At 61.1% G+C, this 11151-nt stretch carries 13 protein-coding genes and 1 pseudogene; 3 read left to right on the top strand and 11 right to left on the bottom strand.

The features are described 5' to 3' along the window. Positions 1-692 precede the first annotated feature (692 nt). Both H6718_00115 and H6718_00110 read left to right on the top strand, forming a co-directional pair. Positions 693-977 carry a hypothetical protein gene (locus H6718_00115; GenBank protein MCB9583765.1) on the top strand — a complete coding sequence of 95 codons (285 nt, stop codon included), beginning with the start codon at positions 693-695 and terminating at the stop codon, positions 975-977. Continuing rightward, the gene (locus H6718_00110; GenBank protein ID MCB9583764.1) at positions 889-1419 is read left to right on the top strand and encodes a type II toxin-antitoxin system VapC family toxin; all 531 of its coding nucleotides are present in this window, start codon (positions 889-891) and stop codon (positions 1417-1419) included. Before H6718_00115 ends, H6718_00110 begins: the two co-directional genes overlap by 89 nt. 38 nt (positions 1420-1457) lie before the next feature. Here the strand turns inward: H6718_00110 and H6718_00105 are convergent, their stop codons facing one another. The 3 genes from H6718_00105 to H6718_00095 all read right to left on the bottom strand — a co-directional run bounded on the left by H6718_00105 (position 1458) and on the right by H6718_00095 (position 3679). After that, a complete protein-coding gene (locus H6718_00105; protein ID MCB9583763.1) occupies positions 1458-2513 on the bottom strand; it encodes a hypothetical protein in 1056 nt (351 codons plus the stop codon). Beyond that, positions 2513-2887, bottom strand: a complete 375-nt coding sequence (locus H6718_00100) for a hypothetical protein (protein MCB9583762.1) — start codon at positions 2885-2887, stop codon at positions 2513-2515. Before H6718_00100 ends, H6718_00105 begins: the two co-directional genes overlap by 1 nt. 354 nt (positions 2888-3241) lie before the next feature. Next, on the bottom strand, positions 3242-3679 hold the full coding sequence (locus tag H6718_00095) for a hypothetical protein (protein MCB9583761.1): 438 nt from the start codon (positions 3677-3679) through the stop codon (positions 3242-3244). Positions 3680-4094: 415 nt separating this feature from the next. On the opposite strand from H6718_00095, the gene H6718_00090 reads away from it, so the two are divergent. Then, on the top strand, positions 4095-5030 hold the full coding sequence (locus H6718_00090) for a transposase (GenBank protein ID MCB9583760.1): 936 nt from the start codon (positions 4095-4097) through the stop codon (positions 5028-5030). Here the strand turns inward: H6718_00090 and H6718_00085 are convergent, their stop codons facing one another. The 8 genes and pseudogenes from H6718_00085 to H6718_00050 all read right to left on the bottom strand — a co-directional run bounded on the left by H6718_00085 (position 5031) and on the right by H6718_00050 (position 10990). Further along, positions 5031-5531: a transposase gene (locus tag H6718_00085; protein MCB9583759.1), complete on the bottom strand. Its 501-nt coding sequence runs from the start codon at positions 5529-5531 to the stop codon at positions 5031-5033. Beyond that, positions 5465-5872 (bottom strand): transposase, encoded by a 408-nt coding sequence (locus tag H6718_00080; protein ID MCB9583758.1) that lies wholly within the window; start codon positions 5870-5872, stop codon positions 5465-5467. The genes H6718_00085 and H6718_00080 overlap by 67 nt, the downstream gene beginning before the upstream one ends. Further along, entirely contained in the window at positions 5776-6009 is a 234-nt protein-coding gene (locus tag H6718_00075; protein ID MCB9583757.1) for a hypothetical protein, read from the bottom strand. The genes H6718_00080 and H6718_00075 overlap by 97 nt, the downstream gene beginning before the upstream one ends. A 266-nt stretch (positions 6010-6275) precedes the next feature. Next, positions 6276-6644 (bottom strand): hypothetical protein, encoded by a 369-nt coding sequence (locus H6718_00070; GenBank protein ID MCB9583756.1) that lies wholly within the window; start codon positions 6642-6644, stop codon positions 6276-6278. Between the two features lie 9 nt (positions 6645-6653). Then, positions 6654-7011, bottom strand: a pseudogene (gene tnpB / locus H6718_00065) (IS66 family insertion sequence element accessory protein TnpB). Further along, the gene (locus H6718_00060; GenBank protein ID MCB9583755.1) at positions 7005-7328 is read right to left on the bottom strand and encodes a hypothetical protein; all 324 of its coding nucleotides are present in this window, start codon (positions 7326-7328) and stop codon (positions 7005-7007) included. Before H6718_00060 ends, tnpB begins: the two are co-directional and overlap by 7 nt. A 486-nt stretch (positions 7329-7814) precedes the next feature. Beyond that, positions 7815-8678, bottom strand: coding sequence for a hypothetical protein (locus tag H6718_00055; GenBank protein ID MCB9583754.1), 864 nt, complete (start codon positions 8676-8678; stop codon positions 7815-7817). A gap of 1586 nt (positions 8679-10264) precedes the next feature. Continuing rightward, entirely contained in the window at positions 10265-10990 is a 726-nt protein-coding gene (locus H6718_00050; GenBank protein MCB9583753.1) for a hypothetical protein, read from the bottom strand. Positions 10991-11151 lie beyond the last annotated feature (161 nt).

Raw genomic sequence — 11151 nt, 5'->3', positions numbered from 1 at the left:
TACAGGACTGCAGCGGTGACGGCCGCCAACGCGCAAGTCCCAATTGGCCTCCTGTTCATGTCCTACATTACACTTGACCTGCCTAGTTCTTGCTCGGCTTCCCTCGCTCGAGCATGTCCCCGTTGTTCGAGACGCGCGGGGCGGAACGCGGTCCTGTGTTTCGGCAACATCTCGTTCGCCTCTTCCGAGCCGACTCAGATTCGGCAGCTCACGCGCCTGGGAGGCTGGGCGGATTCAGCTGCGCATGGTCGAGCCAGGCTCGGGTGGCATCGAGGATCGGCTTGGAGTTCTCCCGGCGTAGGGCGAGCAGCTCTTCATCGGTGAGGGTACGCCGCTCGTCCTGAGCACGCAGCTTGCAGCTTCGCTTTCGCGCTCGACGCGGAACAGCGTGCCAATCCAGTCGAGCATGTCGTTGGCGGTGGCATCACCGCTCCGTTTCGCCTTCTCGAGCGCCCGAGGTGCCGATCCGTTCCGAGATCCCCTGGGGGACGGCCAGACAGAACGGAACGCGGAACGACCGGCGACTGGGCTTCCTTGCCCGTCTCGATGCAACGAGGTCTGACCGTGGGATTGCAACGCAACAAGTGTGGTCGCCGCAACTTGCCATGTGGAAGAAGCTTGCGGTCGCTACCAAGTCTCGACTCGTGCTAGCCTACCTAGGAGGACTATTGAGACCGGTGGGGAGAGAGACGATGGCACGCCAGATGGACAACGGTCGCAAGAACGGCACCCTTGAGGTGACGCCCGAGCTCACGGTGAAAGAACTCCTCGCCCGGATGGGCGAAGGAGCGAGTCTCGACCTCACAGAGCGCGGCGTGGTGCTCGCCCACGTGGAGCGTGCGAGCGAGGAGGTTCAGCCGTTCGACAGGGAGCAGGTACGCGCTGCCATTGACGAGATTGACCGGCTGCGCACTCGCATCGGCTCCGGTCTCACCCAAGAAGAGATCCTCGATTCCATCGCCGAGGGGCGAGCGTGAGTGCGGCCGATCCTCCGAGCCCAACGTTCTCGACGCCTCGATTGTCATCGGCTGGCTTCTTGGAGAAGCGGAAGTTGCTAGGCAAGCTCACGCCGTTCGCTCGCGGTTTGAATCAGGCGAAGTAGCGCTTGTCCCAAGCCTCTGGGCACTTGAAGTCGCGAACTCTCTCGTCGTGAACGAGCGCCGCCGCCGCATCGATGCCGAAACCGTCGAGGCAGGTTTCCGGATTCTCCGCGCCCTTCCTGTTCGCGTTGCGAGCACGAGCACGAGAACCGTACTCGATCATGTAGCTGTGCTGGCCAGAGACCAGCAGCTCACGAGCTACGACGCCCTCTACCTGCGCCTGGCAATCCAGAGGAACCTGCCACTCGCAACCGGCGACAAGAAGGGCCTGGTGCGAGCTGCGGAAGCACTTGGTGTTCCACTTCTTCTCCCGGCTTGATGAGCTGGATCGTCGACGGGCTGGGGACGCTAGCTCCGCTACTCCGCCTTCCCGACAAAGCGCAAGCGCTGGCTCATCCGTGCCGGACCCTCGATCTCGAGTTTGATCAGTCCTTGGACCGGCCCCCGTGCAGCGCTGGTGACCGTTAGCTCAGCCGTGAACTCGCGACCCGCAGCCGCAGGGAGCACCCGACACCGCGCCTCGGCGGCCCCGAACAGCAGCGTGGTACAGGCGACGCGCACGTGGGCATCTCCCTCGATCGAGATCGGGATGCGGCCGCTCGCGCCGTGCGCGGCCGGGAACGAACCCAACGAGATCATATCGCCTTGCGGCAGGTGTACCGGACTCGACACGGTGGTGATGATCTCGGCGGTCGTACTATCGCCGCAGCGGTCGCGGAACGTCACCCTGGTAGATTCTGGCCCGGGTGTTTCCCCGACATCGAATGCGCAGCACACCGTCAACGACCCGTCTGCTTGTCGGTTCGTTGAGACGAGCCGTGGCCGCTGTCCGTGCCCCGCGAACTCGTGTTCGAGGATCTCCACCGCGGTCCGATCCTCGCGCAGCAGGTGGAGGGTGGCCGTCACGGTGCTGCGCGGTTTGGATTCGCCAAGGTAGGCCGCACTCGGCTCCGCCCGGAGCGGAGTGAACCCAAAGGCGACGAACTCGGCGGTCACGGCACATGCACCACTCGGTGCGCGGAACTCGATCCGCTGCCGAATCGGACCGTCCTCCACGATCGTCAGCCAACCCTCGAGTACCGTGCCCGGTCCGAGGTCGAACGGGACGCGGGTTGGGATGGGCATCCGAAGCCCACCCGGTAGGGTCAGGCGTGCGGCGACACAGCCACACGGAGAGCGCACTTCAGCGATGCTCAGCGATGGCGTCCCGCCAGGAAACGAATAGCGATACTCGACGCGGCTGTGAGCTTTGTGGCGCCCGAGCTCGAACACCAGGTGCTCTGCGCCCGACGTGGCACGAATCACCCGTGGAGTGCGGTTGTGGGGTGCCCTAACAGGTTTCCGAGCTTGATCGCCATCGTGACACGACAAGAGAACGGTAGCTGCCGCTACGATGAATGTACGACGCAGCATCACTTGAGATAGGGGGCCAGGTGACGCAGACCCTCGTTCGTTCGCTCCCGTTCGAGTTCTTGGCTCCTGTCCGCGAGGTCTACCAGGCGTTGATCCTCTGCCGGACGCACGCGCATGACCTTGACGTTCCGTCCTCTGCCAAGCACGCTGATCACTTCGCCGTGCTCCTTTCGCTTTCTCGCCTCGCGCAGCTGCTTCTGGAACTCGAGCATGGCCGCTGGGCTCGCCGACGGGTCTGGCTGAGTGAACTCTTGGAAGTCGCCGGACTTGAGTTTCGCCTCGACGAGTTTCTCGACGATCGGCTGTTGGGCTTTGAGGACGTCCCGCATGTGCCATGCGTACTTGGCTGAAGCGGACTCCAGTGCTTTCCACACCGGTTCGGGTAGGTCGTTCTCCGTGACCTTGATCTGAATCCCGAGCGAAGCCGCCCCGGAGATAAGCGAGGAAAGAGCGTCACGCTGCGCTTTCGTAGGTTTTGCGCCTGGCGGTCGCGATCCCGCGAGATCTTGATTGGCCTGGAGTGCAGACCTTGCGGGAATCTTGTTCGCGAGGGCGCGCGTCTCAGAGATGGGGGCCTCGGGTTTTCGTTGCGCCGGGGCAGAAACTCCATCGCTCGATACCGGCGCAATTGGGTTACCTGCCGACTTCGGCCAAATCCAATACGCACCGGCGACAGCGATCGCCGAACAGGCGCCTAAGAGCAAGCCAAGTTTCGATCGACTCGACATCTATTCGTTCCAGAGGCAGATGCCACAGGCGAAATTGAAGGCAGCGATGATCCCCGTGGCGTCTCGGATATCGATCGACGTGGCGGCTTGGCCGCAGCCGTAGCTGGTCTCTGGGATCACCCACGAGCTTGACGTACCAGGGGCGATGTCAGCCCCGATCGGGATCCCGAGGATTTCTGGGCGGACAGTGTTGGCGGTGTAGTTCCAAACCTTGATCGTACCCTTGATTTTGCACGGGGTCCAACTGCAGTCCGCGGCGCGCACGCCCTTGACAGTCTGTGATGTCCAGAGCCACTCGACCTGTGGGTTGCCCCAACCTGCGGCGAGCGAGTTGTCATCGCAACCGTCATTGCACGCTTGGGCGGAAGACGCGGTGCTGAACAAGGTGGATGTGAGTACGGTCAAGATCGCCATGATGAGACGGCTTCGAAGGTTCATTGGTTCACCTATTTGGTATCCTGTCCAGGATCTGTAGAAGAGACTCCTTCGAGCCGTGAGGGGGGACGAGTGGGGACGAGTTTGCCACTTTTCCAGGGGGTCCAACCCAGCATATGGGTGACACTGTCCGGGCACATGGGTGACACTCGAGCGTGACCATGGGGAGCGCCGTGGGTCTCCTGGCCGGATGCCATGGACGCAGACCGATCCGATGACGGAGAGACAGAAGTTCGTGAAGCTGGTCCTGAAGGGCCAGGTGACGATGGTGAAAGCCTGCCGACAGTTCCGGGATCCGCCGGAAGACCGGCTACAAGATCCTGGCGAGGCACGCTGAGCGCGGCATGTCGGGCCTTGCCGACGCTCGCGAGCTCCGCGGAGCCACCCCAACCAGACATCTTCCGAGATCGAGGCCGCGGTGCTCCGGGTTCGGAAAGCGCACCCGACATGGGGTTCGAAGAAGATCCTGTGGACGCTGTTGCGCGAGCGCCCGGCTGAGAGCTGGCCGGCCTGGAGCACCGTCGATGCGATCCTGAGTCGAGCAGGTGTCGTAGTGCCGCGGGGTCGTCGGCGCCGCCGGCAGTCGACGGCGCCGCCCGTCGTCGAGGCCGCCGCGCCGAACGACGTGTGGTCGATGGACTACAAGGGTTGGTTCCGGGTTGGCGACGGCACGCGGTGTGATCCGCTGACCGTCAACGGCATGTGCACTCAGGCGTCGCTGGTCTGCCAGGCGATGGTTGCGCCCAAGTCGCCCGACGTGAAGCGTCGCCTTGAGCAGGCGTTCGTTGTGTTCGGGCTGCCACGCTTCATGCTCAGCGACGGCGGTCCGCCGTTCGGTTCCACTGGTCTGGGGCGCCTTTCGCGCCTTGGGGTGTGGCTGTTGCGCATCGGCGTCGTGCCGATCCTGATCGAGCCCGGCCGACCGGATCAGAATGGTCGCCACGAGCGGTTCCACGAGACCCTGAAGGCCGAGACCGCCACGCCGCCATGTGGCTCGATCCCGGCGCAACAGAAGGCCTTCAACCGCTTCCAGAGCATCTACAACGAAGAGCGTCCTCACGAGGCGCTCGCGATGAAGACCCCGGCCGAGGTCTACGAGCTGTCGCCTCGCCAGCTGCCGTCCGCGCCGGCCGATCACTGCTACCCCGAGGATTCGAGGCCCGTAGCGTCCGTCGCGACGGTGCCATCAAGTGGGGCGGCGGCCTGCCACTCTCTCGCCGATCGTCTCTGGGTCATCCACGCGATTCTGTGCCTGGCTCGTGGCCGGACCAGATGTAACTGTCCGGCCAACCACACCCGCCGCCACCGGCTTCCCAGTGTCGCCCGAGGTCGGCGATCCCAGCGCCTAGGTTGACTACGCGCCGGTCTCGTGAAGGCGAAAGCTCAGCGACCGCACGGCGGCTGCGATGGCGTCCTGCCCCTGCTTGTGTCGTTCGATCTCGTCGCCGACGGCCTTCCATCCCCTTGGGGTCAGCTCGCGGATGCGGGACTGCGGCGTGGTCGAGATTCGATGCAACACGTCGCGGAGGTAGAGCAGCGGGTTGATCCCGTGCTCCCGACACGACTGCGCCAGACTCATCATCACCGCCGCTGCCTTGGCGCCCTCTTCGGAGCCGAAGAACTGCCAGTTCTTCCTGCCGATGACCGTGGCACGCAATGCCCTCTCGCAGCCGTTGTTCGAGATCTCGCGGATGCGGCCGTCATCGAGAAAGCGGATCAGCGTCGCCCACTGATTCCGGGTGTAGACCACGCCCTTCATCAGCGGTCCGCCTGGGAGGCTGGGCGGATTCAGCTGCGCATGGTCGAGCCAGGCTCGGATGGCATCGAGGATCGACTTGGACTTCTCCCGGCGCAAGGCGAGCAGCTCTTCATCGGTGAGGTACGCCGCTCGTCCTGAGCACGCTGCTTCGCTTCGCGCTCGACGCGGAACAGCGTGCCAATCCAGTCGAGCATCTCGTTGGCGTTGGCATCACTGCCCGTTTCGCCTTCGAAGTAGCGACGCACGTGCGCCCAGCACCCGATCCGTGTGATCTCGCCCGGATCGAGCCCTGAGTAGCAATCGTGTCCGTCACACTGCAGTCGACCTCGGCGGTTGCCGATCACGGCTTTCGGCCCGTCGCGGTTGCGGGTGTCGGTGGCTTCGTAGAAGACGCCGGCGTATGGTCTCGCCAGGCCCAGACATGGACATCGCGACAGCCGGGCTGGTTGCCGTTGCGCTGCACGACGGTCGTGTCGTCGCTCTGAAGCACCGAGTTCTCGAGGCTCTCGAGCACGTCGGCGACGTGGGCGTCGTAGACCGGCTCGAGCAGTTCCGCATCAGCACCGAGCTGCACATCACGCCCTGCGACAGCGACAGGCCCTCGGCCTGTACTCTTCTCCAGCCGCGCGTAGGGCTATGGTTGCAGAAGCGCTCGAAGATGATCTGCGCGAGGAAGCCGGCCAAGGATGCTCTTCTCGATCACACGGCGGACCGTCGGCTACGATCACGTTGCCCTGGCAGGACCGGCACGCGTGCTTCGCCCGCTCGAACACGTGCACGTAGGTGATCTCGATGCGCTCGAGCTCTGACGGGTCTCGACACCGGAATTGGACGCGCACTTCACCGCAGTCCGGGCACGGCAATTGGTCGGCATCGACCGCGCAAGTTGTCGTCCGGCGGGGTAGGTGATCGGGGAAATCCTTCCGCCGCTTGTTGGCCGTCCGTGTGAGCCGGGACCTCGACGGTCTTGGCTGCCTTCTTGGCGGCTTCCAGGTCCTCGCGCAGTTCGTCGAACTCGGCGAAGGGCAACAACGTCCCTGGTGCATGGCGCGACTTCTCGGAGCTGCGCCTGTGGACCATGCGGACGAGCTCGGCAATCCGCTGGTCCTGCAGCGCGATCTTCTCGAGCAACATGGGCACGAGTTCACGCAGCCCCGCCTCGTCGATCTGCTCGAGGTCGATCCTCGTCGTCTTTGGGTCCACCACCACCGCGCCGACCTATACGGACCGTGCGAAGTGGCGTCGGAACTTCGCTTTCTTCGCGTCGATTCCTTCGAGCAACATCATCAGTCGGGCGCGATCGATCTCGACGTGCGTGTCGTCGTCGCGGCTCGAAATGCCACGCATCGAACCGGCCGCTCTCGAGGCGCTTGGCAAGCATCCAGAATCCGTTGCCGTCCCACAGCAGCAACTTCACACGATCGCGTCGGCGATTGAAGAAGACGAACACGTCGCCGGCGTACGGATCGCAGCTGAGCGAGTGCTCCACGAGCGCGCACAGACCATCGAACTGCTTGCGCATGTCGGTGACGGCACAGCAGAGGAACACGCGCACCTGAGCCGGCAGGCTCAGCACGTCGTACGCTCGGACAGCAGTCGCTCCACGAGGCGGTCGGCGATGCGGCCTCGCGCCTCGACGACCAAGCCATCGACATGTCGCAGCACCAACTCTGGACTGGCGCTCTCCGCGACATCGGACGGGCTCAGTTCGACGACGCCCAGGTCGACGAACTCGGGCTCAGCCTGCTCCTTCCTCAGTCGGTGCGACCACCAAGCCAGCGTGCCCACGGGGATGCCGGAGCGAACGGAGAGGTCACGGAGGGTCAGGCCTTGCGCCTCGCGACGCGACAGCCAGTGTTCGATCTCGCGGCGTCGCTGCGTGCGTTTCGACATCCGCGCGAGTCTGCCGGCGGATCGCGAACTCCCCAGATGGGGTTGCCAGGACAGTTACGACCAGATGGTCGCTATCGTGTGGTTACAATTGGGCCACGTCCCGGAGGTTGCGGCCTGCTTGTGTGGGTATCCAATGTAAACAGATGTGTCCTGTATCTTGCTCGAGAACGATGGTCGAGCCTGAACAACGGTCACAGGCCACTCAAGGTCTATCTCGAGCTTGGCCTCCCCCCTGTTGGTGATCGACACCCTCTTGGTCTCGAGAGCATCATCAAACCATGGCATGTTCGCCCAACCGTCGGACTGCGGTCAGGGTCGCCGCATGATCAGCTGCTCAATAGCAGATCCACACCCACCCCATCTGGGAAGTTCGCGATCCGCCGGCAGGCTCGCGCAGATGTCGAAACGCATGCAGCGACGCCGCGAGATCGCTCATCTGGGCGGCGTCCGTAGGTGCGAGCCCTGGATTCGAAATGGGTGCACGGGTCAGTTACGCCAGACTCCACTACCGAAACCCCCGACTTCTAGCGCATGTCCACGTCGATACCAGATGAATGTGGGCAAAGAGTATCGAGCTAGTCCCCACCACAGCGCATCTCGAACGCGAACAAACTTCAACCAGGAGAACTCGTTATGTGCCCCGGCCTTGCTTCCTGCTGGCGTGACAAAGAACACGTGCATACGAGCTAGCTTACCTGGTTTTTCCCTCTCCCGCGCGAGTTTCCGCAGTGCGTCGATGCAATGCTCGCAATCGAATGTGCCAACGATGAAGATGGCCTCGTCGATAGGAGATCGGACAACACCAGCGATGTCTAGCAGAACCTGCTCGGTGTCTGGCTTGACACCCCATCTCTCCGCTACCAGCCAGGGAAGTGCAGCAGATAGTGCTACTAGTGCCATGGCCATAAATCGATCTCTACGCAATCCTGACACTCTGTCGCCGTTTAAACCATACTCGATCAGGCAGATGAAGGATCCGCCGGCGAGCGTAACGAGTGCGACAATTGTTAGCCAATCCGGTATGATAGGTGAACCAAAGCACCCGCAGTGCCCGACCCCTGTAGCCAAGCTAACCACGTGGAAACACAACAACAATAGGCAAGTTCCCAAAGTGCACTTATAGACCGCCGGGATCCAGTAGAACACGAGCATGGCCATGGCCAGCACCGACTCAATAGAGCTGACCGCGTTGACCAATATAAGCCTGTATTGTATTGGCAACATGGTCCATTTGATTGCGTGAACAGCATGATATGGCTCAATAGCTTTCAAGATCGCGGAGGCAAGCATAATAGATGACGCAAGAACACCGCAGAGCCGATAAATGATTGTGCCTCTTAGTGATTTCACGGGTTGCGCCACTACTTTCCGGTGATTCTTCCATCATATATATGAACCGAGTTGGAGGCAGGCAAACCGTCGACTCGTAGATGGACCTTGATTGGCCACATGCGAACGAGGTTGTTCTTGACGACAACTGTGAACTTGCCCGCTGCCGCTTGGTCGATTTGGATAGCCCCAACTGCAAGTTCTTCGCAGGTTGCTCGGATGCGCCCTAAGGAATGTGCATCAATGCCAACAATGCTGAATTCGATCGCCTCATTTGTATTGGCGAAAGCAACCCCGGGGGACACACTCCATGTCGTCGATACATGTATGGAGCAACTGACGTCAATTGCACCAAGGTTGGTGTGAACAACATATGAACAGGGTAGTCGGCCACCACTGTGGGCCACCACGCGAGACGCCAGTTCGATCTCGCGCGGGGATAAGCGCCTGACGCGTACGGGGGCCCCGGCGATCGTTGGCACGCGCAAGAGTTCCAATGGTGGTCCATGTGACGACAATACAAACTGCACATTTGTGTGCTCGCCGACCGCCATCTGTGTGGGATTGTTGAGGCACCGGAAGGTGAGCATTTCGCAGGATTTGATCTTCCATCTGAACTTGTGCAATAGCTCTAGGCGGCTGAACAGCGCAGCCTCGTATACATGCGTTCCTGACTTTGCTTGGACTCTTACTCGAAACTCGGCCGAATTGCCTGGCTCAAGAAAAAATGGCAGTGCGTGTCGCCTCCCGTGTTTATCCGCGAGAACGGCATCCATACATCCACAAGAAACTCGGATAGAGTGAATCTCAGCGGGCGACAGTCCATTATTGGTGATATCGCCCGTCAGATCCACTGTGGACCCTCGGGGCGACATGACCTCAGCCAGCCTCTGGCGTCCCAGGATCCGGTTCTCGACGCGATCCGTGCAGGACTGTGATAACAGAGTGGCTAAGACAATCACCGACCATTTACCGAACTTGTGCACCGGGAGCACGGTTGAAGGTGTATCCAGATGGATGTGGCGGGATCAGTTCGGGGAGTATTCGCATTGGCTGCACGACCACGAAATCGACGCACTCGCAGGACCTACATCGCAGTTGGCTCCTGGGTCACTGGTGTACACATAGACTCCCCACGAGGACTGACACGGCGTGATCTCTCCGTTGAAGTCGAGAGGGTCGCTCGTGCTACCCGATGGGAGTTTGGTCTTGGTGCCACACGTGACCGTTCCCGAATCCCACTTCCGAGTGCGGTACCACACGTCACCCGAGCAAGCATTAGTGATCGTGATCGTCCCGGTCAGCGTACATCCGGGGTTGTTGCAGCCGCCACCTCCGGCGCGCACAGTGCATCCATTGCCGCCGACCGTGAAGCCATTCGTGGTGATTGTAACGCAGGAAGAGTTGTTGGTTGTCGGACCACTAGGGAGGCAGCCGAGACAGGTGTCTCGGAGACTAGGTGTTGTACCGCTAGCGAAGGCAATAGCAAAAAGGAGGGACGTGACCTTTAACATTGTATATTCGTTGGTCTTGGGTATTGGATCTTGGTGATCGAGCACGATGCTCGATCAAGCTCTTGGGGAAATGCTAGAGGAGACCAATTAGGTCTACTGTTTGCGATTGGACTCATACATTCCTATGTAAGTGTCGGTTATGGTGCGCAGAAGCCTGCGAGTTCGTGCGCAACCATGGATAGCTTCGTCATACTTGGGATCTTGACCTTCCTTTATTTCAATAACCTTTACTCGGTTCTGGCCCGTCGCCTTGTCGAAACTGTACTCCGCGCGTATGAAATTCGGGGTGCGCTGGATCCATGGTCGACGGTCGACAATGCCTCTGCGGATTTCGTCGGGACTTGGAGCAGGGTAGTCAGATTGATTGTATACTGAGAAATCCCCCGATTTCATTCGTTTATCAGCTATAGCGCAACCAACGTTGTGCTTGTCTCGCATGTATCCAGAGTAGGACTCGTAGGTTTCTCGCCAATCCCGCTCGAAGGATCTCCAATCCTCGATGGCAGGTAGTTCCATCTGGTCCGGCAAAAAGTACCCCTTCGCCGAGATGAACTTGATGAACGCCAATGCCTGATCATCCGCGGCGACGAAGGGCCTCGTGTGGCTCTTGCTCTGCGCTTTTGGGTCATCCAACTCTTGACGCTGATCTAGTTGGGGGCGCACCACTGCAGGGTCTGAGCGCGGGCGCGTCGTTACGCGGTGCTGCAGCGGGTCAGGATTCTCGATAGCCCGATTGGGTGTAGTAGACGACGTGGCGATCATTATCGCACTCCAGAGCAATAATAGGCTGATAGCTATGGCGGCGAAGTACTTGCGCATGGGCTGTGGCTGGTGAGGAACTTGCGTAGCATACAGAACCGGACACGATCAGAGAACTAGCGAGGAGTGAGTGGCGCGCAGGGCGTCGTTATTCGACCCTGCTCCAGGGCTCCACCGGTTGAGGGGGGGGGGGGGGGGCGAGTTTGCCCACTTTTTCAGGG

It is taken from the genome of Polyangiaceae bacterium (genome assembly GCA_020633205.1).
Taxonomy (GTDB): domain Bacteria; phylum Myxococcota_A; class Polyangia; order Polyangiales; family Polyangiaceae; genus JAHBVY01.
The sequence above is the reverse complement of the archived record's forward strand: the minus strand, read 5'-3'. Positions and strand labels throughout refer to the sequence as shown.

Bases quoted from the DNA above. Each gene is read 5' to 3' on its own strand.
- H6718_00050 (MCB9583753.1), bottom strand. From the start codon at position 10,990: ATGCGCAAGTACTTCGCCGCCATAGCTATCAGCCTATTATTGCTCTGG.
- H6718_00105 (MCB9583763.1), bottom strand. From the start codon at position 2,513: ATGCTGCGTCGTACATTCATCGTAGCGGCAGCTACCGTTCTCTTGTCG.
- H6718_00115 (MCB9583765.1), top strand. From the start codon at position 693: ATGGCACGCCAGATGGACAACGGTCGCAAGAACGGCACCCTTGAGGTG.
- H6718_00095 (MCB9583761.1), bottom strand. From the start codon at position 3,679: ATGAACCTTCGAAGCCGTCTCATCATGGCGATCTTGACCGTACTCACA.
- H6718_00060 (MCB9583755.1), bottom strand. From the start codon at position 7,328: ATGTCGAAACGCACGCAGCGACGCCGCGAGATCGAACACTGGCTGTCG.